This is a genomic window from Chitinophaga sp., assembly GCF_017745275.1.
GTDB lineage: Bacteria > Bacteroidota > Bacteroidia > Chitinophagales > Chitinophagaceae > Chitinophaga.
The window spans coordinates 314,754-339,005 of sequence record NZ_JAGHZS010000003.1 but is presented as its reverse complement, the minus strand read 5'-3'; the positions used below and the strand labels follow the sequence as shown (position 1 = coordinate 339,005).

General features: G+C 44.5%; 25 protein-coding genes. 13 read left to right on the top strand and 12 right to left on the bottom strand.

Features of this window, described 5'->3' with window-relative positions; all coding sequences use genetic code 11:
- Positions 1–15 precede the first annotated feature (15 nt).
- Both J7623_RS10885 and J7623_RS10880 read left to right on the top strand, forming a co-directional pair.
- Positions 16–2,535, top strand: a complete 2,520-nt coding sequence (locus tag J7623_RS10885) for a DUF5686 family protein (protein ID WP_291920100.1) — start codon at positions 16–18, stop codon at positions 2,533–2,535.
- A gap of 10 nt (positions 2,536–2,545) precedes the next feature.
- On the top strand, positions 2,546–2,938 hold the full coding sequence (locus tag J7623_RS10880; RefSeq protein WP_291920097.1) for a hypothetical protein: 393 nt from the start codon (positions 2,546–2,548) through the stop codon (positions 2,936–2,938).
- A gap of 97 nt (positions 2,939–3,035) precedes the next feature.
- Here J7623_RS10880 and J7623_RS10875 read toward each other — a convergent pair whose 3' ends face one another.
- Positions 3,036–4,217, bottom strand: a complete 1,182-nt coding sequence (locus J7623_RS10875; RefSeq protein WP_291920094.1) for an aminotransferase class III-fold pyridoxal phosphate-dependent enzyme — start codon at positions 4,215–4,217, stop codon at positions 3,036–3,038.
- A gap of 91 nt (positions 4,218–4,308) precedes the next feature.
- On the opposite strand from J7623_RS10875, the gene J7623_RS10870 reads away from it, so the two are divergent.
- The 3 genes from J7623_RS10870 to J7623_RS10860 are packed head-to-tail and all read left to right on the top strand — an operon-like array spanning position 4,309 to position 5,204.
- Positions 4,309–4,845: a gamma carbonic anhydrase family protein gene (locus tag J7623_RS10870; RefSeq protein ID WP_291920091.1), complete on the top strand. Its 537-nt coding sequence runs from the start codon at positions 4,309–4,311 to the stop codon at positions 4,843–4,845.
- A gap of 49 nt (positions 4,846–4,894) precedes the next feature.
- On the top strand, positions 4,895–5,047 hold the full coding sequence (locus J7623_RS10865) for a hypothetical protein (protein ID WP_291920089.1): 153 nt from the start codon (positions 4,895–4,897) through the stop codon (positions 5,045–5,047).
- A gap of 10 nt (positions 5,048–5,057) precedes the next feature.
- A complete protein-coding gene (locus J7623_RS10860) occupies positions 5,058–5,204 on the top strand; it encodes a hypothetical protein (RefSeq protein WP_291920087.1) in 147 nt (48 codons plus the stop codon).
- Here the strand turns inward: J7623_RS10860 and rsgA are convergent, their stop codons facing one another.
- The 5 genes from rsgA to J7623_RS10835 all read right to left on the bottom strand — a co-directional run bounded on the left by rsgA (position 5,205) and on the right by J7623_RS10835 (position 10,285).
- Complete coding sequence (gene rsgA, locus J7623_RS10855; protein ID WP_291920084.1) at positions 5,205–6,143, bottom strand: ribosome small subunit-dependent GTPase A; 939 nt, start codon at positions 6,141–6,143, stop codon at positions 5,205–5,207. It lies immediately after the preceding gene.
- Positions 6,144–6,254: 111 nt separating this feature from the next.
- Entirely contained in the window at positions 6,255–7,265 is a 1,011-nt protein-coding gene (locus tag J7623_RS10850; RefSeq protein WP_291920082.1) for a VWA domain-containing protein, read from the bottom strand.
- Positions 7,266–7,294: 29 nt separating this feature from the next.
- Positions 7,295–8,284 (bottom strand): hypothetical protein, encoded by a 990-nt coding sequence (locus tag J7623_RS10845; protein ID WP_291920080.1) that lies wholly within the window; start codon positions 8,282–8,284, stop codon positions 7,295–7,297.
- 25 nt (positions 8,285–8,309) lie between these two features.
- Positions 8,310–9,179, bottom strand: a complete 870-nt coding sequence (locus J7623_RS10840) for a DUF58 domain-containing protein (RefSeq protein ID WP_291920077.1) — start codon at positions 9,177–9,179, stop codon at positions 8,310–8,312.
- 104 nt (positions 9,180–9,283) lie between these two features.
- Positions 9,284–10,285: a MoxR family ATPase gene (locus J7623_RS10835; RefSeq protein WP_291920075.1), complete on the bottom strand. Its 1,002-nt coding sequence runs from the start codon at positions 10,283–10,285 to the stop codon at positions 9,284–9,286.
- A gap of 277 nt (positions 10,286–10,562) precedes the next feature.
- Here J7623_RS10835 and J7623_RS10830 point away from each other — a divergent pair, with 277 nt between their 5' ends.
- From J7623_RS10830 to J7623_RS10815, 4 genes are all read left to right on the top strand, one after another.
- The gene (locus J7623_RS10830; RefSeq protein WP_291920072.1) at positions 10,563–10,904 is read left to right on the top strand and encodes a hypothetical protein; all 342 of its coding nucleotides are present in this window, start codon (positions 10,563–10,565) and stop codon (positions 10,902–10,904) included.
- 9 nt (positions 10,905–10,913) lie between these two features.
- Positions 10,914–11,576 carry a peptidylprolyl isomerase gene (locus tag J7623_RS10825; RefSeq protein ID WP_291920070.1) on the top strand — a complete coding sequence of 221 codons (663 nt, stop codon included), beginning with the start codon at positions 10,914–10,916 and terminating at the stop codon, positions 11,574–11,576.
- A 65-nt stretch (positions 11,577–11,641) separates the two neighbouring features.
- Positions 11,642–12,022 (top strand): glycine cleavage system protein GcvH, encoded by a 381-nt coding sequence (gcvH, locus tag J7623_RS10820; RefSeq protein ID WP_291920067.1) that lies wholly within the window; start codon positions 11,642–11,644, stop codon positions 12,020–12,022.
- A 111-nt stretch (positions 12,023–12,133) separates the two neighbouring features.
- Positions 12,134–12,523: a VanZ family protein gene (locus J7623_RS10815; RefSeq protein WP_291920065.1), complete on the top strand. Its 390-nt coding sequence runs from the start codon at positions 12,134–12,136 to the stop codon at positions 12,521–12,523.
- Positions 12,524–12,591: 68 nt separating this feature from the next.
- Here J7623_RS10815 and J7623_RS10810 read toward each other — a convergent pair whose 3' ends face one another.
- The 3 genes from J7623_RS10810 to prfA all read right to left on the bottom strand — a co-directional run bounded on the left by J7623_RS10810 (position 12,592) and on the right by prfA (position 15,316).
- Entirely contained in the window at positions 12,592–13,272 is a 681-nt protein-coding gene (locus J7623_RS10810) for an OmpA family protein (RefSeq protein ID WP_291920063.1), read from the bottom strand.
- 226 nt (positions 13,273–13,498) lie between these two features.
- On the bottom strand, positions 13,499–14,080 hold the full coding sequence (locus J7623_RS10805) for a hypothetical protein (RefSeq protein WP_291920061.1): 582 nt from the start codon (positions 14,078–14,080) through the stop codon (positions 13,499–13,501).
- 171 nt (positions 14,081–14,251) lie between these two features.
- Complete coding sequence (gene prfA / locus J7623_RS10800) at positions 14,252–15,316, bottom strand: peptide chain release factor 1 (protein ID WP_291920059.1); 1,065 nt, start codon at positions 15,314–15,316, stop codon at positions 14,252–14,254.
- Positions 15,317–15,415: 99 nt separating this feature from the next.
- On the opposite strand from prfA, the gene J7623_RS10795 reads away from it, so the two are divergent.
- Positions 15,416–16,561 carry an amidohydrolase family protein gene (locus tag J7623_RS10795; RefSeq protein WP_291920058.1) on the top strand — a complete coding sequence of 382 codons (1,146 nt, stop codon included), beginning with the start codon at positions 15,416–15,418 and terminating at the stop codon, positions 16,559–16,561.
- 22 nt (positions 16,562–16,583) lie between these two features.
- Complete coding sequence (locus J7623_RS10790) at positions 16,584–17,675, top strand: mechanosensitive ion channel domain-containing protein (protein WP_291920055.1); 1,092 nt, start codon at positions 16,584–16,586, stop codon at positions 17,673–17,675.
- Between the two features lie 110 nt (positions 17,676–17,785).
- Here the strand turns inward: J7623_RS10790 and J7623_RS10785 are convergent, their stop codons facing one another.
- From J7623_RS10785 to J7623_RS10775, 3 genes are all read right to left on the bottom strand, one after another.
- The gene (locus tag J7623_RS10785) at positions 17,786–18,289 is read right to left on the bottom strand and encodes a thioredoxin domain-containing protein (RefSeq protein ID WP_291920052.1); all 504 of its coding nucleotides are present in this window, start codon (positions 18,287–18,289) and stop codon (positions 17,786–17,788) included.
- A gap of 10 nt (positions 18,290–18,299) precedes the next feature.
- Positions 18,300–18,818: a MerR family transcriptional regulator gene (locus J7623_RS10780; RefSeq protein WP_291920049.1), complete on the bottom strand. Its 519-nt coding sequence runs from the start codon at positions 18,816–18,818 to the stop codon at positions 18,300–18,302.
- Between the two features lie 152 nt (positions 18,819–18,970).
- Positions 18,971–19,942, bottom strand: a complete 972-nt coding sequence (locus J7623_RS10775; protein WP_291920047.1) for a peptidoglycan DD-metalloendopeptidase family protein — start codon at positions 19,940–19,942, stop codon at positions 18,971–18,973.
- Positions 19,943–20,296: 354 nt separating this feature from the next.
- Between J7623_RS10775 and alaS the strand changes: the two genes are divergently transcribed.
- Complete coding sequence (alaS, locus tag J7623_RS10770) at positions 20,297–22,921, top strand: alanine--tRNA ligase (RefSeq protein ID WP_291920044.1); 2,625 nt, start codon at positions 20,297–20,299, stop codon at positions 22,919–22,921.
- 229 nt (positions 22,922–23,150) lie between these two features.
- Positions 23,151–24,173, top strand: coding sequence for a PDZ domain-containing protein (locus J7623_RS10765; RefSeq protein ID WP_291920042.1), 1,023 nt, complete (start codon positions 23,151–23,153; stop codon positions 24,171–24,173).
- The last annotated feature ends 79 nt before the right edge of the window (positions 24,174–24,252 follow it).

Sequence of the window (24,252 nt, the reverse complement as noted above, 5' to 3'; positions counted from 1 at the left end):
ATAAATGATATAATATTGTTGTCAGATATGGTTGGCTGGAAAAGAATATTAGCAATAATCATCGGCGTAAGCGTTTGGTGTTCAGGTTTGATGGCGCAGCAGTACAAGGTTAGTGGAGTGGTCAGGGACGCGCACTCACAGGAAATCATCCCCTTCGCTACTCTTCAATTTGCTCATACCCAAACCGGTATGGTAAGCAACGCGGAAGGTAAATACCTCTTCGAACTAAATGTTATCCCATCAGATTCATTACTGGTAAGGGTAATGGGGTATACTATTCTCCAACTCCCCGTAAACAGAACCCTGAAAGAACAAACCATCAACTTCGAGGTAACCCGCTCCGATGTTTCACTGAAAACATATGAAATAAAAGCCAACGTAAACTGGGCCCTCATCCTGCTCAAACAAATTATTAAACACAAACCGGAAAATAACTACAATCGCCTCGATAACTACAAATACGAGGTATATAATAAGCTGGAACTGGATATGAAGAACCTCAACAAAGAGAAACTTGGCCGGAACCGCTTCACCAAACCGTTTGCGTTTATCCTGGATAACATCGACAGCACCTCGGAAGACAAACCCTTTCTGCCTATCTTCCTCACGGAAACGCTCTCTGATTATTATTTCCAGTCGAGCCCACGCAGAACAAAAGAAATTATCAAAGCCGCCCGTACCTCCGGAATCGACAACGAAAGCGTGACCAAATTCCTGGGAAGCATGTATCAAAACATCAACATATACAATAACTTCATCCCGGTATTTGATAAACAATTTGTAAGCCCGATACATCACAACGGCGCCTTCTATTACGACTACTCGATTGCCGATACCCAATATATCAGCGGACAACGATTCATCAAGCTAAACTTCACGCCTAAACGAAAGGGAGAAAACACCTTTATTGGCGATCTCTGGGTACACGATACTACGTACGCCGTACAGAAAACCACCTTGTCCGTTCCAAAAGATGCTAATATCAATTTCGTACATAAAGTGAGCATGGTACAGGAATTCCGGCAACTACAAGATAGCTCCTGGTTCCTGTATAAAGATAAATTCATCGCCGACTTCTGGGCGCCCAGCCCCAGACCGGGAAAAACGTTTGACTTCATTGGCCGGAAAACAACGACCTACGATAACGTATTAACAAATGATACTGCTGCCACCAACATCTTCAGCGACAAAAGATATCCTGAACCTGTAGTAGTACTGGATAGCGCACGTATACGGAAAGACTCTTTCTGGATGGACAATCGCCCGGAAAATCTCAGCAAAAATGAAGAAGGCATTTACAAAATGGTAGATACGCTTCAGAAAATGCCATTATTCCGTACCTATTCCAATACCATCCGCTTCCTCGCCACCGGTTATAAACCGGTAGGCCCCATTGAATTTGGCCCCTATTACTACCTGTTTTCCCAAAACAGGCTGGAAGGATTCCGCCTGAGACTGGACCTCGGTACCACCCCCAAGTTCAATAAAGATCTTTACCTGTACGGCTACCTGGCCTATGGCTTCAAAGACCAGGTATATAAAGGAAAAATATCTGCACTCTGGCTGCTGAAAAGGCATCCACGCACTTATATTTATGCCGCCTACACCAAAGACCTGGACAATGGTACCCACTACTATGACGAAGTTGGTACAGATAATATCTTTACACTGGCCATCCGCAAGGGCGGTGTGCCACAGAAATTTTTAATGGTAGATGAAAAACGCGTGGAATTCTTTAAAGAATATTACAGTGGATTTTCACACCAGCTGAACCTGATCTACAAACAGGTAAGACCTTACGAACCCTTGCCCACAGCGGCGTTTTACCCAAAGCTGGGTAACAACAGGGATCCACTCACCAGCATGGAAGTGGAAGTGAAATTACGCTATGCTTTCCACGAGCAATTCCTGGAAGGTAACTACTATCGCATCAGTTTAGGAAGTAAATATCCTATTGCAGAATTGAAGCTGGCAGCAGGTATCCCTGGCATTGGCAACAGTGGCCAGCAATACCAGCGCGCCACGCTGAGTGTTTCTGACTATGTGAAACTGCCTCCTTTTGGCTCCTTCTATTACAATGTATTTGGCGGTAAAATTTTTGGTACCGTACCTTATACCTCCCTCGAAGTACATCCGGGTAATGAAATTTATTACTACAACAAATACGCCTTTAACATGATGAATCGCTTTGAATTCCTCAGCGATCAATATGTAGGATTCAATGTGGAACACACGATTGGTAATGGCGTATTTGGCTACATTCCCCTGATTAAAAAATTAAAATGGCGCCAGTTCTGGACCGCCAAAGGCGTTATTGGTTCGCTTTCTACCTCTAATCAACAACTGAACCTGAACAACGGGTATGCTTTCAAAACGCTGGAAGGTAATCCCTACCTGGAATTAGGCACCGGTATAGAAAACATTTTCAAATTCCTGCGGGTAGACTTTATCTGGAGGGTAACTCCGGATGTAACACCAGGAGAACCGGCCAATAAACGTTTTGGCGTATTTGGTAGCTTCAAACTACAGTTTTAATTGCCGGCTCATGAAAGATGTAACGCATACACCACTGCAGGAAAGCATCACCAGGGGTGAGATAGATGGCCATCCTTACGATTTGCAGCACGACTACCAATGCATCAAAATACAGTTAGATGCTGCCGAAAAAAAATTGCAATTAAGATTTACCAACGACGACTTTAAAGTGATTGTTGACTTTCACCAGGTGACGATGACCAACTTTTCCATTCATCCGGAAAAAACCGGCAACAGTGGCATCCTGGAGCATTTTTACCGCGGAAAGTTCAAGTACAATAATAACTTTCATGAAATGACTTCCCAGGGTAAATATTATTACTACCTGGCAATAGGAGAGCAGGATACGATAGAATTATTTGCGAAGAGCGTCACATTGTCTTTAAGCCGGTTGAATTCCTAGAAGCATAAAGCGATTGGAGCGATTGACCATTGCGGATATTATACGCTTTGATCAATCGCTCCAATCGCTTTTTGCTTTATGCTTTTTGCTTTTTGCTCTAAATAGCTTCTGCTGCTTCACAAATCAGCTTACAGGCCCATACAATTTCTTCCGGTGTAATAATGAGTGGCGGCACAATGCGCATACATTCAGCGGCAAAGAGGAACCAGTCCGTTACCATACCTTTGGCAATGCAATAATCAATTACTTTTTTATTGACAGGGAAATTTTCAAACTCTACAGCAATCATCAATCCAAGTGCGCGCACTGATTTAATAGCAGGATGTTGCAGATGCTGTAGAAACAGTTGCTCCTTTGCTTTCACATCTTTCAATAAATCCTGATCCAGCAAAGCTTTAAAGCCGGCAAGACCTGCTGCGCAATTCACCGGATGGCCACCAAATGTGGTGATATGCCCCAGCACCGGGTTATTAGTGAGCGACCACATGATATCGCGGGAAGCAATAAAGGCACCTAACGGCATACCACCGCCTAATGCTTTCCCCAGCAACAGTACATCGGGCACAATACCGAATTGTTCAAATGCCCAGAGCGTACCATTTCTCCCAAAACCACATTGAATTTCATCCAGTATCAATAACGCACCGGTAGCTGTACACTTATTGCGAAGTGCGTGTAGCCATTCCCGTTGTGGAACGTTCACACCACCTTCGGCCTGGACCGTTTCTGCTATCACAGCGGCTGTACGCTCCGTAATTAACTCCAGTGATTCAAAATTATTATACTCCAGGTGTTGTATGCCCGGTAATAAGGGCCGGTAAGCATTGCGCCAGTACTCATCGCCCAGGATGCTGAGTGCACCCTGTGTAGAGCCATGATAGCTGCGGTTAAACGCAGCTATTTCTGTTCTGCCGGTATATCGTTTTGCCAGCTTCATGGCCCCTTCTACCGCTTCTGCACCAGAGTTAGTGAAATATACACAGTTCAGTTGCTCCGGAAGATGTTCTGTGAGCAGCGTAGCAAAAGCAACCTGCGGCGACTGCACAAATTCTCCATACACCAACAGGTGCATATATTGCTGCGCCTGTTCCTGTATCGCTTTTACCACAGCGGGATGGCAATGCCCCACATTACATACACTGATGCCGGCAATAAGATCCAGGTATCGCTTGCCATTTACATCCCACATATACATGCCTTCTGCTTTCACTATCTCCAACGCCAGCGGTGCATCGGAAGTTTGCGCTACGTGCTGCAAAAAAAGTTGCCTGTTGTTCATATCACTAACTGCTCTGTTCTTTGCGAAGTTAGAAAACAACTGCTAATTAGTAATTGTTATATTTGTAACATAAGCATTAAAACACATTATTATGGCGTACATTATACCACTCAGAGGCATCACTCCTCAGTTTCCTGAAGACAGTTTCATTGCTCCCAATGCTACCATTGTAGGGGACGTAGTGATGGGTAAAGGTTGCACAGTATGGTTCAATGCAGTTATTCGCGGCGATGTAAACAGCATCCGTCTCGGTGAAAACGTGAATGTGCAGGACGGTGCAGTAATTCACTGTACTTATCAGAAATCCAAAACTATTGTTGGTAATAATGTGTCTATTGGCCATAATGCTATCCTTCACGGTTGTACAATAGATAATGATGTATTAATTGGTATGGGCGCTATTGTAATGGATAATGCACATATCAGCAGTAATAGCATTATTGCGGCCGGCGCTGTGGTGTTGAGTGGCACTAACGTAGAACCGGGTACTATATATGCCGGCGTACCTGCCGTAAAAGTAAAGGATATCGATATGGCGCTGATAAACGGAGAAATTAACCGCATCTCCAAAAACTATAGCATGTATGCCTCCTGGTACGAAGACGCCCTCGGCGTAAAACAACCATAACCTTCATATGTTATAGAAAATTATTATATTGCAGGCAAATACCCTCCCTATGAAACCTATTTTGTGCCTGCTTTTATTAGGCAGCATCCTGTTTACCAGCTGTTCATCGCAGAAAACAGGATGCCCCGCTTCCAACTACTACACGAAAGATATCAAGCAAAGCAACCGCAAGGCCGGTAAACAAATGAGTCGTTTATTCTAAAAAATTCCTCATGCGTAAAGCCGTTCCTATTGCCTTATTGCTGGCTACAATCCTGTTAGGAGCCTGTCGTACCCAAAAGAAAGGTTGTCCGCAGCCCAGGCGTAACTGGGGTGCAGAAAAAGTACTGGACGAATTAGGTAAGCCGGGGAGAGGATAATCAGTATTGCGTTTCTTCGATGGTTTCCAGGATGGTAGCATAGCTAACGTACCTGTCTGCATCAATATCGCCTTCTTCTACAGCCGCTTTCACCGCACAGCCGGGCTCATTGATATGCAAACAGTTGTTGAACTGACACTGGCTAAGATAAGGTTGCATTTCCAGGAAATAGTGAGATAACTCCGCCCTGGTGATATCTACAATACCAAATTCCCGCACACCGGGTGTATCTATTAAACAGCCGCCAAAAGGCAGGTCGTACATTTCAGCAGATGTAGTGGTATGTAATCCTTTACCACTCCAGCCACTCACCGCCTTGGTACGGAGATCCAGACCCGGCATCAGCACATTGATCAGGGAAGATTTTCCCACCCCGGAATGCCCTGACATCAGCGTGGTTTTATCTTTCAGCAATTCCCTTACCTCATCTACTCCTTCCTCTTTAGCCGCAGATATTAACAGCACCCGGTAACCAATACTTTCGTATAGGGCTGCCAGTTCCTCATATTTCTCTATTTCTTTGGCTTTGTAAATATCTTTCTTGTTGAATACCAGTATTACCGGGATGTGATAAGCCGCTGCAGTAACCAGGAAACGATCTATAAAGCCCTGTGAAGTACGAGGCTCCTTTACAGTACAGATCAGCATAGCCTGGTCCATATTAGCCGCTACAATATGCTTTTTGTTTTTCCCATGAGGAGAGCTGCGCACAATATAGTTCTTACGGTCGCCAATAGCTGTAATCATGGCGTTTTTAGCATTGGCATCACTATCATCCGGCTCTATGGTAACCCTATCGCCTACGGCAATAGGATTGGTAGAAGTGATATCTTCATCTTTTTTGAAGATCCCCTTCATCCTTGCCTGAAATGTTTCGCCTGTGGCAGTTTTTACCACATACCAGCTTCCCGTTGATTTATATACTGTAGCTTCTTGCATAAGAAGCCCAAAGGTAAGCATAAAGGATAAAGTAAAAAGCCATTGAGGTGAATGAGAAGGCCGATTGCCTTTATCATTCACCTCAATGGCTTTTTACTTTTTATTTTCTATTTATGGTAAGCTCTTGAATACACTGTACCGTAATACTACTTCCAGCAAAATACATCCCAGGGCAATCATCGCCAGGAGGAAGAAATGTTCTGCAAAGCGTTTATAGGAAGTAATTTCAACTTTGGTTTTCTCCAACTGATCAATTTCATTGTAAACACTTTTCAGATCAGAGGTATTGGTGGCACGGAAATATTTCCCGCCGGTTTCTTTAGATATTTTCTTCATCAGCGGCTCGTCGATCTGCACATCCTGCATCACCATTTGCACGCTGCCATCCGCCATAGGCATGGGGAAAGGCGCTTTACCGATGGTACCTACACCGATAGTGTATACCCTGATTTTAAAGGCTTTGGCAATATCCAGTGCGGTCAATGGGTCTATGAGACCGGTATTGTTAACTCCATCTGTGAGCAGAATGATGACTTTACTTTTGGCATGGCTGTTACGTAAGCGATCTACAGAAGTGGCCAGTCCCATACCGATAGCGGTACCATCCTGCAGCATACCGCTTTTCACCTGCATGATCTGGTTTTTCAATACCGCATGATCTGTGGTGATCGGGCATTGCGTAAAACTTTCCCCGGAGAAAACTACCAGGCCTATGCGGTCGCTGATACGTTTATCCACGAAGTCCATAGCCACTTTTTTTGCGGCCTCCATACGATTGGGTTGCAGGTCTTCTGCCAGCATACTGCCGGAGATATCTATCGCCATTACGATATCAATTCCTTCGCTATCGATGCTTTCAGAAGTATTGGATGTTTGCGGCCGGGCCAGCGCTACAATCAGCGCAATGATGGCCAGCAGTCGTAACACCAGCAACAACGGTCTGAAACGCACCTTCCATGATACCGGTAATCCCTTCAACCCTTCCAGGGAAGAAATCATCATCACACTTTGCCGGCCTTTGCTCCGGGCAAAGTACCAGTATATCAGTACCGGTACCAGCAGCAACAGCCACAGGAAAACCGGGTAGGCAAATTCAATATTTTTCCACGTTGAAAAATCCATCAATTTTCTAATTAAGATCCCTTCTGGCTTTATGCTTGTTGTTTTTCTCCTGCTACGTTTTCCGCGGGACCATCTTTCGGTTTGGTCCACTCCAGGATTTCTTCTGCCTTACGCATACAATCTTCATGCTCATCGGCAGTAGGCTGCAGCTTGGCAAATTTTGCCAGGTCAGCAATAGTCAGCAGGCTACGTAGTTTGTCCCGTTGCTGGTTCAGTTTTGTTACCGGCTTAATATTCTGTAATAACTCTTCACTGGTTTGCTCCAGCGCAGCGATATTGAACTGATGCTCAAAGTAAGTACGCAGGATATCTGTTAACCGCGTATAGTATTGTTTGATATCTCCCTGCTGCCACAATTTCTCTTCTTTCAGTACTTTCAGCTCCTGTGTCGCAATTTCATATGGAGAAACCGTTGGTACATGCACTACTTTTTCTGTCTTAGGTCTTGTCCGGAGATACCACCAGATACCAATACCCACCAATGCGATCGTAATCCCAATGGCAATGTACAGCCAGTAATCCCAGATACTCCAGGGTACCGATTGTACAGCTTTAATAGGTTTAAATGCTTTGGTAGTATCTACTGCTACGGTATTTACATCTATTCCAATAGGCAGGGTCACTGCTGAGTCGGAAGTAGCATTTGCACCGGTAATGACTTCAAACCGCATAGGAGGAATCTCCCAGTGGCCGGAATCAAAGCTGGTGAGCGTAAATGTTTGGTGAAGAATATGTTGATCCTGGTTTACCGAGGTATCTATAGCAGTACGGGTAACCACATCGAAGTGATCCAGGGAATCCGGCAATACAGGGAACAGTATTTTAAAATTAGCGTCCTTAAACTGTGCCGGCGTAAGCGTGGCGGTAAGCTGTAGCTTTATCTGCTCACCAATTCTGATACTGTTGGTATCTGCTTTAGCCGTTACATCTACCGCCTGCTGCGCCAGCAGGCTGAAAGGATACAACAACCCCAGTAAGCAACATAAAAATATACGTCTTATAACTTGTGGTTTATACATGTTTAATTTGCGCTCCATTTATAACTTAGGCCCTCCTGAGGAAAAATGTTTGTAATGCTTTCACATAATCTTCATCCGTGCGTACGCTTACCAGTTCAGCGCCACTTTTCAGGAACGCATTTTTGCAATACTGTGAATGCTGCAGGAACTGCTGTTCATAATACTGTCGTACCCTGCGGTCGGTGGTATCTATCCATTGGGTAGCGCCTGTTTCCGCATCGGCCACCTGTATTAATCCAACGGGTGGTAAATCTTTATCACGCTGATCATATACCTGTATGCCTACCACATCGTGCCGTTTGGCTGCGATATTTAATGCATCCTGGTAGTTGCCGGAAAGAAAGTCACTCAGCATAAAAACGATGCTGCGTTTTTTTGTGGCATTATTAAAGAAACGCAGTGTTTCGTTAATATTGGTTCCTTTACGTTTAGGCGTAAACGATAGTAGTTCACGAATAATAAAGAGAATATGTGATTTCCCTTTTTTAGGTGGAATATATTTCTCCATTCCATCGCTGAAAAAGATAACGCCTACCTTATCATTATTTTTGATAGCAGAGAAAGCCAATACCGCGCAGAGTTCTGTGATCAGGTCACGCTTATCCTGCTTCTTGGTACCGAAGGAAGAGCTTTCGCTCATATCCACCAGTAACATCACGGTCAGCTCTCTTTCTTCTTCAAAAACTTTAACAAAAGGGTGATTGAATCGTGCTGTTACATTCCAGTCGATAGACCTGACATCATCCCCAAAATGATAATCTCTCACTTCGCTGAATGACATACCACGTCCTTTGAAGGCGCTGTGATATTCACCTGCAAAAATGTGGTTGGTAAGCCCTTTTGTTTTTATTTCTATCTGTCTTACCTTTTTTAATATTTCAGCCGTATCCAACATGAGAAATTACGAATTACAAATTAGGAATAGCTTTTAGCTGTTAGCTATCAGCTTTTAGATTAACTGCAATCGGCTAACAACTAAAAGCTAATGGCTAATAGCTGCTATGGTACTTCCACAGCGTTCAGGATTTCGCTCAGGATATTTTCGCTGGTCACATTTTCGGCTTCTGCTTCATATGTTAAACCAACACGGTGACGCATTACATCGAAGCATACATTACGTACGTCTTCAGGAATCACATAACCGCGGCGTTTCATGAACGCATATGCTTTCGCCGCCCAGGCCAGGTTAATACTGGCTCTCGGAGAGCCACCATAAGCGATTAACGGTTTCAGTTTATTCAGTTTGTAATCTTCCGGATTACGTGTGGCAAACACGATATCGAGAATATACTTCTCAATTTTTTCATCCATATACACTTCTCTCACCAGCTTACGCGCTTCAATGATATCTGAAGGCTGTATAATAGGACGGATAGGCGTTGCGGCTTCCGGGTTGAGATTTTGACGGATAATCAATTTTTCCTCTTCTTTGGTAGGATAACCGATCACTACTTTAAGCATGAAACGGTCTACCTGGGCCTCGGGGAGGGTATAGGTACCTTCCTGTTCAATGGGGTTCTGTGTAGCCAGTACCAGGAAAGGTTCGTCCAGCTTGAAAGTGGTGTCACCAATGGTGATTTGTCTTTCCTGCATGGCTTCCAGCAGGGCACTTTGCACTTTTGCCGGGGCACGGTTGATTTCATCCGCCAGGATAAAGTTGGCGAAGATGGGACCTCTGCGTACTACAAACTCGTTCTTCTGTTGGTTATAGATCATAGTACCTACCACATCCGCTGGTAAGAGGTCAGGCGTAAACTGGATACGGCTGAATTTAGCGTTGATAGCGGATGACAGGGACTTGATAGACAAGGTTTTTGCCAGACCGGGTACGCCTTCCAGCAGCACGTGGCCCTGGGCCAGCAAACCGATGAGCAGTCTTTCCACCATATAACGCTGGCCAACAATTACTTTACCTAACTCCATTGTGAGCAGGTCCACGAAAGCACTTGCCTGGTGGATCTTCTCATTCAGTTGCCGGATGTCGGACGATGTATTTTCCATGCTAATAATTTTTCAGGTGTGCTAAAATAAACATTCTCTGGTCAAATAAAACTTATCACTATGTGAACAGGCCGTTAAAATGCTGTTAAACTTGCCACTGTGGCCATTTTAGATCATTTATCCCTTTTTTTTGGTTGAGTAGAAAGCTTAAAGCAGAAAGCAAAAAGCTATCTTAGCGGATGATTTTGGCGAAAAAAGATGAAAAATGGTCATTCGCTAAGATAGCTTTTTGCTTTCTGCTTTAAGCTTTCTGCTCAACCTATAAAATGAACAAAATATGGAAGATTTCGAACAGCGCTGGCAGCCGATAGAAAATATGCTTACGGAAAGATTTGGTAAAAAACCCAATATGGAGGCCATTCTTTTCATGATCGGCGTCAATGAATTAAACAACTTCACAAAGAAAAAATATACGAAAGAACAGAAGCAGGACCTGATGCACGTAGCAGTATGTACGCTGCTGAGCCAAAGTGGCTATTTTGAACTGGAAGGCCTGGATAAAGATGGATGGCCACATTTCAAAGAATTACAACCAGTCCCTAAAATGGAAATGGAAGAACAGGAAGTGTTCCTGAAAGAGCATATTATTGCTTACTTTACTGATCACGAAGAAGCGTAAAAATATTTTATGAAGAAACTATTACCCCTGAGCATACTTTTGTTGTTCTTTGTTTACGCAGGTACTGCCAAAGACAGAAAAGTGAAAATGATCACCCCCTATGGTACCATGATCATCAAGCTGTATGACCAAACCCCGAAACACCGCAATAACTTCATAAAGCTGGCTAAAAAGCATTTTTATGATAGCACCCTGTTTCACCGCGTGATCAACAATTTTATGATACAGGGGGGAGACCCGGATTCAAAACATGCTCATCCCGGCGACACACTAGGTAACGGAGATGTTGGCTATACCATTCCTCCGGAGTTTCAACTGGACTTATTTCATCGCAAAGGAGCATTAGCTGCAGCCCGGGAAGACCGGCCCGACAAGGCTTCTTCCGGTTGCCAGTTTTACATTGTGCAAGGCAAAGTATTTACAGATGATCAATTGGATAAACTGGAGAAAACAAGGCTGGGGGGCCGCAAAATACCGGTAGATCAGCGCAGGATATACAAAACAGAAGGAGGTACTCCTCACCTGGATCAAAACTATACGGTGTTTGGACAAGTGATTAAAGGCATGGACGTAATCGATAAAATTGCAGCTCTGAAAACAGATAGCCACGACAGACCCCTTGAGGATGTGAGGATAAAAGTGAAGGTGCTGAAAAAATGGTGGCTATTTTAAAATAGCTTCAAATTGTCAAATTCATAATAGTTTCTGTATTTTTACGACTCAAAATCAAACTTGATATGAATTTTCCGTCAAACCTGCGCTACACAAAGGACCACGAATGGGTTTTATTAGAAGGTAACATTGCTACCATCGGTATAACTGAATTTGCACAGCGTGAATTAGGCGATATCGTTTTTGTTGATATCCCTACTGCCGGCAAAGTTATTAATGCCGAAGAAGTGTTTGGTACAGTAGAAGCAGTAAAAACAGTATCTGATCTGTTTATGCCTGTTACCGGTACCGTTAATGAAGTGAATGCAGAACTGGAAAGTTCTCCTGAGCTGGTAAACTCAGATCCATATGGCGAAGGCTGGATGGTGAAAGTAACCGTTAAAAATCCTGCTGATGTAGCTGGCCTGTTAGACGCAGCAGCATACAAAGCGCTGGTTGGCGAATAATTGCACGCATAACTTATTTACATAGCAAAGGACAACAGGCCACGTTAATTTGCGATAGGCCTGTTGTCCTTTTTCATTAATGGCCAACGAGCGCGTATAAGATGATATAAGATGAAACACCTTAGATATTATATTCCTGCCATACTTTGGATATTACTGATCCTTTATTTGTGTACCCTACCGGGAAAAGATATTCCTACCAGCTCATTTTTAGATAAAATTCATTTCGATAAGTTTGTTCACTTCGGCCTGTTTGGGGGCATCGTATTATTGCTGAGCCTCGCCATCTATTGGCCAAAGAAATTCATTTCCGCTACCATCCTGGTTCTACTGGTAATAATAGCAGCAGCTTACGGCCTGGCTATTGAGTATATCCAGAAATATTGGGTGACAGGACGCAGCTTTGATATGTATGATGTAGTAGCAGATACGCTCGGAGCTATTGCGGGTGTTTGGGCATTCCATATAGTACGGCGCAGGTTCCTGGCCGATAAAAAATAAAAAAATCCCCTCCCGCTGAAGTGGGAGGGGAATGTATATTTGCTTATGAGAAATAAGTGTTCTTAATATTATTGCTGACCAGCTTCTTTCTTCGCGTCTGCCTTCATCTTATCATTTGCAAAGATGGAGAACTCGCAACGGCGGTTAATAGCACGGTTAGCATCTGAATCGTTTGGTACTTTAGGCTGAGATTTACCATACCAGAAGCCTTGAATACGGCTGGCAGCAATACCCTGCGCCTGCAAGAACGCCATCACCGTTTTAGTTCTTCTTTCAGATAATCCCATATTGTATTCATCTGTACCCTTATCGTCTGTATGGCCTTCCACACGTACATATGTATCAGGGTATTTGTTCAGAATAACAGCCAGTTGTTTGATGTTGTCCTGTGCAACCGGAGACAGATTTGATTTATCAAAACCAAATAATACGCCTGCATCAAAGGTTACGTTGATACCTTCCCCTACACGTTCTACGGTAGCATTAGGCACTTCTGTTTTAATTTCCTGCGCCTGCTTATCCATTTTCTTTCCAATCAAAGCTCCACCAGCACCACCAACTACGGCACCGATGATAGCACCCAATGCAGTATTACCTGCTGCTTTACCGATGATAGCACCAGCGGCAGCGCCACCACCTACACCAATAACAGCACCTTTTTTAGTATTGTCCGCGCTCTGCCAGGTTTTACAACTGAACAACATGGTTACAGATAAGACTAAAGCTACCAGAACATTGAAATTTTTCATCATAATAATTTTAAACATGAAGGTTTTTAAGCATTAGTTCCGTTGACAAAACTAATTGAAAAACTTGTAATCAAATATGCTGCCAACTTGATTTAACATTCGCAACTTGTTGACTAATATCACTAAACAAGCAATGAAATTTTTGCAAGTTTTTAACACATGACGAATGGATTATATATAATCAACATGACTGTTAACTAATAAACAACGCAAGCAGCGAAAAAGATTAACCTAACAGATTTTTTAATAATCCGCCTATGCCACCGCCCGTATTAGCCTGTTGCTGTTGTTGGGCGCCGTTGGATAACAAACTTTTTAAATCTTCCAGGTCTACATGTCCATCACCGTTTTTATCTAATCCGCCGGATAACTGTCCCAGTATACCCTGCAAATTGATACCCTGTGCAGAGCCGCCAGTCAGTGAATTCAGAATGCCATCCAGGCTGAAGCTACCATTGGAAGGATCCTGTGTTTTGCTGGCCAGAGAGCCTAACACCGCCGGGATTAATGAAGAAGCCAGTTGTGTAGCCGCGCCTTTATCCAGGTGGAATTTTTCCAATAAGGTACCTATCAGGTTATTGGAAATGTTTCCTACCACCGGATTGCTGGCATCAGCAGTACTGTTGCCACCCAGTAAAGACAGTACGCCTTCGGTATTACCGTTAGCCAGTTCCTGCTGTAAACCGGATGCAATAGATTCAGTAGCGGCGCCAATTACGGCTTCATTGTTTTCATTAGGAACGGCAGGGTTGTTCACCACAGCGCCTTGTGCATGTTCCCGAACGAGATCCATTAATTGCTCTAACATTTGAAGATGATTTAGGGGAAGAAAAGGTTTTCTATTTCTTAGTGCAGCCCCGTAAATATGAGACCGCTAACTAAATGTAGGATATTTTGAGAAATTAGTGGGCTATTGCAGAAAGATAACACAGCATTCATCTTGCCGGCATCTTTCTGCAATAACATCACTGGTATCGTATTAATTTCCCTGCTTTAACTTCTCTGCGTTTTCAGCGAAGGAAAGGGCATCAATCATATCTTTGATTTCACCGTTCATAAAGGCATCCATATTATATACCGTCATACCTATGCGGTGATCGGTAACCCGTCCCTGGGGATAGTTATAGGTACGGATTTTAGCAGAACGGTCGCCGGTAGACACCAAACTTTTACGTTGGGAGGCAATGGCATCTTCATGTTTACGCACCGCTGCCTCGTAGATACGGGTACGCAACATTTTCATGGCGATTTCCCGGTTGGAGTGCTGGCTACGTCCTTCCTGGCATTCTACTACCACACCGGTAGGAATGTGCGTTAACCTTACCGCCGATTCGGTTTTATTTACGTGCTGACCACCCGCACCAGAAGAGCGGAAGGTATCCATCTTAATATCTGCTTCGCGTACGTCTACGTCTACTTCTTCTGCTTCCGGCAATACCGCTACCGTAGCCGCAGAGGTATGTACACGGCCGGAGGCCTCCGTAGCGGGTACACGTTGTACGCGGTGAACACCTGATTCAAACTTCAGGGTACCGTATACGTCGTCGCCACTTACTTCCATCACAATTTCCTTGTAACCACCTGCAGAACCTGGGTTTTCACTCAGCAAACTGGTGGTCCAGCCTCTCAGCTCACAAAAACGCAGGTACATCCGGAACAGGTCACCCGCAAAGAGGCTGGCCTCATCACCGCCGGTACCGGCGCGGATTTCAAGAATCGCGTTCTTTTCGTCCTGGGGATCTTTCGGAATCAGGAGGTTGCGGATATCTGCTTCCAGTTGCGTTTTCTGTTCCTGCAGCTCTTCTGTTTCTGCTTTCGCCAGTTCGCGCATTTCTTCATCGCCACTGTCCAGCACTTCCTTGTTGAATGCAATATTGTCCAGTAGTTTCAGGTAGGCGTCGTATGCCTTCACGATCTTTTCCAGCTGGCGGTATTCTTTGCTCAGCTGACCAAATTTCTTGTTATCACTAACAACTTCAGGGTTGGTGAGCGCCATTGATACCTGCTCGAAACGACCTTTTATAGCTTCCAGTTTGTCTATCATAATTATATTTGACTTTTGAGTATCCCTTCCCAACCGGAAAAAGATACTGCCAATCGGGTTGCAAAATTAACACCATTAACTTAATTAAACAGCAGGTAATTGAAACAGATCAAATTAAAGGGAAAAGATATATTTAACGGCGCTCAATTATTAGGGCCGGACAAAGTACTCATCCTGCAGGAAAATGGCGTAGTAGCAGGCATTGTAGCCGATTCCGAAGCAGGAGAAGACGTACAGGAACTGGATGGGATTTTATGTCCCGGCTTCATAAATACCCATTGTCACCTGGAATTATCGCATATGAAAGGGGCTATCCCGGAAAAAACCGGCCTGCCCACCTTCCTCACCCAGGTGATGCAATCCCGGAATAATTACGCCGGTGATCTCAATGCAGCCATCGACGCCGCCGAACAAGCCATGTGGGAAAGCGGCATCTCCGCGGTAGGTGATATCTGTAATGGCACTGCCACACTGGTTAAAAAGCAGCAGGGCAGAATGTATTACCACTCCTTTATAGAATGTATGGGCGTTGCGGCTGCCGGCGCCAATGGCCGCTACCAATACAGCATGGACGTACTGGCCGCTTTCCGCGAAATCAATAGTTCCCGGCACCAATGCTCCATTGTTCCGCACGCGCCTTACTCCGTGAGTACCTCACTCTTTGAGCTGCTGGCCAATACCCCCGCCAATACCCCTGTATCTATCCATAACCAGGAAACAGCCGCAGAAAATGAATTGTTCCAACAAAAAACCGGCGACTTCCTCGCCTTTTATCAACAATTCGGGATGGACGTCAGCGGCTTCCAACCCAGCGGAACTAACAGCCTGGAGGCCTATCTGCCTTACTTCTCCCAAAACAAAATCCTACTCGTACACAATACCTTTACTACGGAACAGGATATACGCTTTGCACAGCAACAACCCGTGGAAACCTGGTGGTGCCTTTGTCCGCAGGCCAACCTTTATATAGAAAACCGCCTGCCCGATATTCCATTGCTACGGCGCCTGCAATGCCCCATTACCCTGGGTACCGATAGCCTGGCATCCAACCACTCTTTATCTATTTGGGAAGAAATAAAAACCATCCGACGCCATTTTCCGGAAATTCCGTTGGCAGAAATCCTCCAATGGGCTACTTTTAATGGCGCAAAGGCCCTGGGTATATCCGATACCTATGGTAATTTTAACATCGGTAGTCAGCCTGGCGTTATATTGATTAACCAGGAAAGTAGCAGAATTATTTAGCCATCATTTTATGAATGAATTTTTGAATCAGGTTTTTTTAGACAACTCCGTGCGGGATTACATGGTCCTGGTGGGGGTATTATTGTTTGTGTGGATTGTAAAGCGGTATATTTCCAAAGGAGTAGCAGCCATCCTGTTCCGGCTGGTGAAGCACTGGTCGCCCCAGATTGACGAAAAAGATTTTGTGAACCTGCTGCTGCGGCCACTGGAGTACTTCCTGTTGCTCATCACCTTCATGCTTACCATTGACCGGTTTACTTTTCCGCGACTGCTCAATGTGCATGTATATGGTAAAGCGACCCTGCAAAATGTAACAGACACCTTGCTGGAGCTGTCGTTGAGCATGAGTATTATCTGGATTGTATTGCGGCTGATTGATTTTATAGCGCTGGTACTGGAAAAGAAAGCGGATCTGACAGAGGATAAAACTGATAATCAGTTCATCATTTTCTTCCGCGACTTCTTCAAGGCCATTGTATTCATCATGGGTGCCATTGCGTTTATCCGCATCTTGTTTGGGGTGGGCCTGGTGAATAAAATCATTGCGGGTCTTGGTATCGGTGCTGCCGCCCTTGCACTCGCTGCCAAAGAAAGTATTGAAAACCTGATCGGCTCCTTCATTATCTTTTTTGATAAACCATTCCGTGTAGGCGATAACGTTAAGGTAGATGCCTACCAGGGATCTGTAGAAAAAATTGGTTTGCGCAGCACCCGCATACGTACGCTGGAAAAGACCTTCGTAACGGTACCTAACAAAAAAATGGTGGATAGTATCCTGGACAACCTTTCTCTGCGCACGCAACAACGGGTAGCTTTGAAGCTGGAACTGGGCACAGATACTCCGGCAGAGGCCCTGCTGGCATTTTTACAGGACGTAAGACAGTCACTGAAAAGCAATAACAATGTACTGGATGGCTTCACGGTGAACCTGAACGATTTTACGAAAGACACCTACGTTATTCAAATCGTTTTCAATACTTATATCATTGATGGTACGCAGTATGCGGCATTAAGGGAAAGTGTGAACCTCACGGTGATCAAGCTGATGGAGGCGAGAGGTATTAAATGCCCTACTACAACTACTAATGTAACGATTACGGACCAACGGCATTAGCAGTTGATGTTATTATAAAGAGATGAGCGAAGAAAGAAGCACTTACGGCTTCGATCTTCGCTCATCTTTTATAAATATCTTTTTCCGTCCTGAGAAAAACTATATCCGGGTTACTCTTTATCTTTCTTTTCTTTTTGGCTGCTTGCCAGCAGGATGCGTGACAGATCAGCTTCTACAGACTCTTTAGGAGTGCCTACAATACGGCCTTCTTCTTTACCATCTTTAAATACAATGATAGTAGGCAGCTTCTTTACTTTATAGTCCACCGGAGCGTCTGTCTGTAATTTCTCATCGGCTGCAAACATCACAATTTGCTCTTCCGGGCTACCACCAGTGATCATCACTTTGTAGAGGGCAGGTACTACTTCACGGCTGGTTTCGTCCCAGGTACCCATTACCACAACCATGTTGAAGTTGGAGCGATTTGTTTTAATATAGTTCAACATGTTGTCATTTGGCTGGTAGCTGTTTACACCTTTGTAAAACCACGTGGTAGCGGTATCATTCATCAGTGTTTTCATATCTATCTTGCCCTTCAATACCTTTCCACTCTGAGCCCAGGCCAGGGAGGAGAATAATAAGCCGCCGCCCAATAGTAATGTTTTCAATCGCATAATGATGTTTTTATAATTGATCTTTCAGTTCCGTTAAGAAACCCCGTACCTTCAGCAAAGCCTGTACCATTTCGAAATTGCGGGCAGCCAGTTTATGATCTTCTTTCAATTTTTGCTTGGCTCCTTCAATGGTATATTTTCTTTCGCGCAGCAGATGGTAAATTAATTTGAGGTGTTGAATATCTTCCTGCCGGAAAAGCCGGTCGCCTTTTCGGTTCTTTTTGGGTTGCAGTATATCAAATTCATTCTCCCAATAGCGTATCAGCGAGGTGTTTACCTTAAACATGGCTGCTACCTCACTAATTGAATAATACTGCTTATCTAGTACCAATTTATCCAACTCCATAATCAGGTCCGGGTCCTCCGATAACTCTTTCAATGATTTACGTCCCCGTTTTTTCCCAGGTGTGATGGGTGCTACGGCAGCTTTTGGGCTGCTGGCCTTTACTTTTACTTTAGCTGGTTTCGTTACCGCAACTTCAGCAGGATGCGGTATTCCAGGTGTCGAAAAAAGGTCTAGCTGGTGCATCGTAGTAAAAAACGAGGTGACAAATATCTTTTACGAAGATGAAGTTAAGCTTTTAGCCTTTAGATTTCCGCTTTTTAGTACTGGATTTTTTAGTTTGATATGATTAGTAAGGACATATAACTTACTAAAAACTAATGATTAATAGTGAATGGTTAGTCGAACGACTGATTTCCGGATCTCGCCATTTTCAACATCCGGTCAAATTGTTCGGGCGTAAGGTCATTAAAGAAGAAGTAAACCGGATCAACCTTTTCTCCGTTTTTCATCACTTCATAGTGGCAGTGAGGCCCGGTTGATTTACCGGTGCTGCCTACCCATCCCAATACATCGCCACGTTTCACTACCTGGCCGGCTTTCACTTTCATGCGCAACATGTGGCCATACAAAGTTTTATAGCCGTATCCATGGCGGATTACCACGTGGTTACCGTAGCCTACATCGCTCAAACTGGCTTCTTCCACGGTACCATCGCCGGTGGAATAGATGGGCGTACCGCTGGGAGCTGCAAAGTCGAGGCCCGCGTGGTACTTCATGGTTTTATAGATGGGGTCAATACGATATCCGAAACCGGAGGCTATATGCTTAAGATCTTTATTGGATACGGGTTGTATAGCGGGAATAGACGCCAGCATCTGCTGTTTATTCTTCACCATCTTATCAATTTCATCATAAGAGGTTTCCTGTGCTTTTACCCGGTTAGTAAGTTCTTTTAACAAAACGGCAGTGGAAGCAATGATTTCGCTGCTGGCAAAAGATTGCAGCTGGGCGGCTTCCTCATCCCGTTTTATTTTACCCATACGGGTACTGTCCGGAATGGGGGAGGCTTCAAAGATAACGCGGTAAATTTCGTTGTCGCGGTCTTCCAACTCGGCCAGCTTGCCTTTCACTTCCTTCATACGGCCCTGTAAGGCGTCATATTTTTCCTTCATGCCTTCCAGGTCGCGACGGAGCGATTTTTCCTTGGGAGAGTCTACCAGGCGGTAAGCCACAGACAGGAAAATGGCACCAGTAACGATAGCCGCAGACACAAACCCCAGTATTCGCAGGACTTTCACCCGCAGTGATACTACGAGCTTTTCGTATTTTAATGTTTGGGTGTTGTAAAAATATTTAACCTTCTTCATGCACCAGGGTGTACTTTATGCGCCATAGTGCAGTGAACGCTATGACAGCAGATTTATTTCACATGGGTACAAACTTCTGGATGGTTTCGTTGGCATTTCTTTTCCCATAAAACTATTTTTGCCGGGTTATACAACCTGTTTTGCATAATCATACCAGTTTCGATATTTTTGCACTCCCCTTAACACGGCGGGAAAATAAGGCGCACAAACCTAATGTAATTAGATTAAAACATCAACCTTTTGAATGTCAATTTTCTAACTACTTTGTAAGGGCTTGAAACACAAGTATAAGCCCAAAGCTGGTTGAAACGCCTTTATAAGATATAAAATACATATTAATTCGTATCAATATTTATGACAGCATCTGAAATAAGACAGCAATTCCTGGACTTTTTTGCGTCAAAAGGGCACCAGATAGTTCCATCTGCCCCCATCGTTATTAAAAACGACCCCACCCTGATGTTCACTAACGCGGGTATGAACCAGTTTAAGGATTATTTCCTTGGAAACCGGGTTCCACCTCACAAAAGAGTGGTAGATACGCAAAAGTGCCTGCGGGTAAGTGGCAAGCACAACGACCTGGAAGAAGTAGGTATTGATACTTACCACCATACCATGTTTGAAATGCTTGGTAACTGGAGCTTTGGCGACTATTTTAAGAAAGAAGCCATTGCCTGGAGCTGGGAATTACTGACAGAAGTGTATAAAATTCCGAAAGACAAACTCTATGTAACTGTTTTTCAGGGAGATGCAAGCGAAAACCTGCCAAAAGACGAGGAAGCATATAATTTCTGGAAAGAACATATTGCAGAAGATCGTATCCTGCTGGGTAACAAAAAGGATAACTTTTGGGAGATGGGAGATACCGGCCCCTGCGGCCCTTGCTCCGAAATTCATGTCGACTGCCGCCCGGAGGAAGAAAGGAAGCAGGTAGACGGTAAAACATTGGTGAATGCAGACCATCCCCAGGTAATTGAAATATGGAACAACGTATTCATGCAGTTCAATCGCCTGAAGGATAAATCCCTGGAGCCGCTGCCGGCGCAACACGTAGATACCGGTATGGGACTGGAGCGTTTGGTGAGAGTATTACAGGGTAAAACCTCCAATTACGATACAGACCTGTTTATGGGTACCATCCATACTACGGAAGGACTCAGCGGGAAAAAATATGCAGGTACTGATGAGAAAAAAGATGTGGCTTTCCGCGTAATAGCTGATCATATCCGCGCGATCTCCTTTACTATAGCAGATGGACAATTACCATCCAACACCGGCGCCGGTTACGTTATTCGCCGTATTCTGCGCAGGGCCGTTCGTTACTACTATTCCTTCCTGGATGTGAAAAAGCCGCTGTTACACGACCTGGTACCAGTACTCGCTGCCCAGTTTTCACACGTGTTCCCTGAACTCCAACAACAGGTGGACTTTGTAAGGAAGGTAGTTTTCGAAGAAGAAAACAACTTCCTGCGTACCCTGGAAAGCGGCATCCGCCGGATTGAAGATTTTATCCAACATGCCGCTGTTAAAGCTGTTGATGGTAAAACCGCTTTTGAATTATATGATACCTACGGATTCCCATATGACCTTACCAGTCTGATTGCTGCAGAAAATGGATTTACTGTAGATGAAAAAGGATTTGAGGCGGCCATGAAAGAACAGAAAGACCGTTCCCGCGCCGCTACAGAGCTGGATATGGGCGATTGGGTAGTACTGGACGAAACGCCTAATTCTGTTTTCATCGGCTACGAACAACTAGAAAGCACTACCAAACTGCTGAAATACCGTACCGTAAAAGCTAAAGGAAAGGAACAATTCCAGCTGGTACTGGGCCAAACACCGTTCTACGCTGAAAGCGGCGGACAGGTAGGCGATACAGGTACCCTCCATTTTGGAGACGAAGTAATTCACGTTACCGATACCAAGAAAGAAAATAATCTTACTATCCATTTTGCGGATAAGTTGCCAACACAACCTACTGCGGTTGTAAAAGCAGCCGTGGCAAAGGATAAGCGTCATAATACGGAGCGTCACCACTCCGCTACTCACTTGTTGCACGCCGCCCTGCGCCAGGTATTAGGTACCCACGTAGCGCAGAAAGGATCACTGGTGAATGCAGAGGCGCTTCGCTTCGACTTCTCGCATTTTGCGAAAGTAACCGATGAAGAAATGGCACAGATAGAAGCCATCGTAAATGAAAAAATCCGGGAAAACATCCCCGTAGTGATCCGTGAATTGCCGAAGGAAGAAGCCCTGAAACTGGGTGCCATGGCATTATTCGGTGAAAAATACGGTGATGTGGTACGCGTGGTAATTATCGACCCTGCTTACAGTGTTGAATTGTGCGGTGGTACCCACATCAGTTCTACCGGCGAACTGGGTCAGTTTAAATTCGTTTCTGAAAGTGCCGTAGCTGCCGGCGTACGTCGTGTGGAGGCTGTTACCGGCGCCAAAGCGGAAGCTTTTGTGAATGAGCAATTGGCGCAGCTGAAAGAAATCAAGGCCGCATTAAAAAATCCAAAAGAAATCGTTAAAACGGTAGAAACGTTACTGCAGGATAAAGCCGCCCTGGAAAAACAACTGGAAGCGCTGGAACTTGAAAAAGTACGCGCATTGGCTACCAGCCTGCGTCAACAGGCCGAACCAATCAACGGGGTTAACTTCCTCGGACAAATCGTATCTGTCAGCAATGCAGAAGGATTGAAACAGTTGTCGTTCCAACTGAAAAACGATATCCCGGATCATGTGCTGTTATTTGTAGCCAATATTGGCGGCAAAGCCAGCGTAGCATTGACGATCGACGAATCTATAGTCAATGCCAAAGGATTGGAAGCTACCAAATTAATCAAAGAACATATTGCACCTTTGATCAAAGGTGGCGGCGGTGGCCAGAAAACCTTTGCCACAGCCGGCGGACAAGATACCGATAAATTAGATCAGGCTATTGCTGCAGTGAAAAAAGTATTACAGCAGGCATAAAAGCGGAAGCTGAAAGCTGAAAGCATAAAGCAAAAAGCTATTAAAGCGAATAACCAGAGCGGGTAATAATATTTCACCCATACGCTCTGGTTATTCGCTTTAATAGCTTTTTGCTTTATGCTTTATGCTTTCAGCTTTATGCGCTCTTTTTTTAACTTTTTCTTTCCTTCCTCACCCTTTAATTTTGCCTCATTAGCTTACATTTAGTAAACAAAAACTATGAAGTGATATGACCAGGTTACTGCAAATCCTCACACTGGCAGGCTTTTCCTGCTTTATTACGGGCGCGGTATCTGCGCAAACAGCTAAGACGCCCAAAGATCAAATGGGAGAGTTTGATGAAATTGTGATCAAGCACAAAAATGACAAAGACAGTAAGGTGACCGTGGAAATTAAAAATGGCGACATCTTGCTGGATGGCAAAAAACTGGATGAATACAACGATCCCAACCTTTCTGTTTTCCGCAGGAAAATTATCCCGCGTGATGGTAACTCCTTCAGCTTCGACAGCGATAATCTGCCCGACAACTTTGATTTGTTTAATGGTGACGATGATGACGCGATGGCTGCCCCCACCAACAAGGCTATGCTGGGTGTTATCACGGAAAAGAAAGGGGCTACCGGTGTTACTGTAAAAACAGTAGCCAAAGGCACAGCTGCAGATAAAGCAGGCATCAAAGTGGGTGATATAATTACCGCTATTGACCAGGAAAAAGTGAATGAACCGGCAGAACTATTTGAAATTATCGGTAAACATCAGCCGGCGGATAAAATAACGGTATCGTATATACGTAATTCAAAAACAAATAAAGTAATCGTTACGCTGGACGAAAGAAAGGATTCCGGTATCAATAGCTGGAATGACCGGTCACCTTTCGGTCAGCCCAAGAACGGCCCCCGCATGTTTACCTTCCCTGCTCCGCCACGTGGTGGCCAGGGCTTCGGAAATGGCTGGTACAACCGGCCGGAAGAAGGTGTAAAACTTGGACTGCAGGTACAGGATACTGAGAATGATGAAGGTGCCCAGGTAATTGATATTGCTACAGCCTCCCCTGCGGAAAAAGCCGGTTTCCAAAAAGATGATATTGTAACGGAACTGGCTGGCACACCTGTTAAATCCGCCTCGGATTTATCTAAAGCATACCGGGAAAACCGTAGTAAAGGAACCATAACAGCTACGGTTAAACGAAACGGACAAACACAATCCATATCCATAAAAATACCGAAGCTATTAAATAAGGCTGATTTGTAGGAAGAGCAGAAAGCCAAAAGCTATTGAAGCGAATGATAAACGCGAATGGGATGCTATAACACCCGCGCCTGTTATTCGC

Coding starts and splice junctions, on each gene's coding strand:
- alaS (WP_291920044.1), top strand. CDS start 20,297: ATGACAGCATCTGAAATAAGACAGCAATTCCTGGACTTTTTTGCGTCA.
- J7623_RS10880 (WP_291920097.1), top strand. CDS start 2,546: ATGAAAGATGTAACGCATACACCACTGCAGGAAAGCATCACCAGGGGT.
- J7623_RS10815 (WP_291920065.1), top strand. CDS start 12,134: ATGAAACACCTTAGATATTATATTCCTGCCATACTTTGGATATTACTG.
- J7623_RS10830 (WP_291920072.1), top strand. CDS start 10,563: ATGGAAGATTTCGAACAGCGCTGGCAGCCGATAGAAAATATGCTTACG.
- J7623_RS10870 (WP_291920091.1), top strand. CDS start 4,309: ATGGCGTACATTATACCACTCAGAGGCATCACTCCTCAGTTTCCTGAA.
- prfA (WP_291920059.1), bottom strand. CDS start 15,316: ATGATAGACAAACTGGAAGCTATAAAAGGTCGTTTCGAGCAGGTATCA.
- gcvH (WP_291920067.1), top strand. CDS start 11,642: ATGAATTTTCCGTCAAACCTGCGCTACACAAAGGACCACGAATGGGTT.
- J7623_RS10875 (WP_291920094.1), bottom strand. CDS start 4,217: ATGAACAACAGGCAACTTTTTTTGCAGCACGTAGCGCAAACTTCCGAT.
- J7623_RS10835 (WP_291920075.1), bottom strand. CDS start 10,285: ATGGAAAATACATCGTCCGACATCCGGCAACTGAATGAGAAGATCCAC.
- J7623_RS10845 (WP_291920080.1), bottom strand. CDS start 8,284: ATGTATAAACCACAAGTTATAAGACGTATATTTTTATGTTGCTTACTG.
- J7623_RS10765 (WP_291920042.1), top strand. CDS start 23,151: ATGACCAGGTTACTGCAAATCCTCACACTGGCAGGCTTTTCCTGCTTT.
- J7623_RS10840 (WP_291920077.1), bottom strand. CDS start 9,179: ATGTTGGATACGGCTGAAATATTAAAAAAGGTAAGACAGATAGAAATA.
- J7623_RS10810 (WP_291920063.1), bottom strand. CDS start 13,272: ATGAAAAATTTCAATGTTCTGGTAGCTTTAGTCTTATCTGTAACCATG.
- J7623_RS10860 (WP_291920087.1), top strand. CDS start 5,058: ATGCGTAAAGCCGTTCCTATTGCCTTATTGCTGGCTACAATCCTGTTA.
- J7623_RS10780 (WP_291920049.1), bottom strand. CDS start 18,818: ATGCACCAGCTAGACCTTTTTTCGACACCTGGAATACCGCATCCTGCT.
- J7623_RS10850 (WP_291920082.1), bottom strand. CDS start 7,265: ATGGATTTTTCAACGTGGAAAAATATTGAATTTGCCTACCCGGTTTTC.
- J7623_RS10785 (WP_291920052.1), bottom strand. CDS start 18,289: ATGCGATTGAAAACATTACTATTGGGCGGCGGCTTATTATTCTCCTCC.
- rsgA (WP_291920084.1), bottom strand. CDS start 6,143: ATGCAAGAAGCTACAGTATATAAATCAACGGGAAGCTGGTATGTGGTA.
- J7623_RS10865 (WP_291920089.1), top strand. CDS start 4,895: ATGAAACCTATTTTGTGCCTGCTTTTATTAGGCAGCATCCTGTTTACC.
- J7623_RS10775 (WP_291920047.1), bottom strand. CDS start 19,942: ATGAAGAAGGTTAAATATTTTTACAACACCCAAACATTAAAATACGAA.
- J7623_RS10825 (WP_291920070.1), top strand. CDS start 10,914: ATGAAGAAACTATTACCCCTGAGCATACTTTTGTTGTTCTTTGTTTAC.
- J7623_RS10805 (WP_291920061.1), bottom strand. CDS start 14,080: ATGTTAGAGCAATTAATGGATCTCGTTCGGGAACATGCACAAGGCGCT.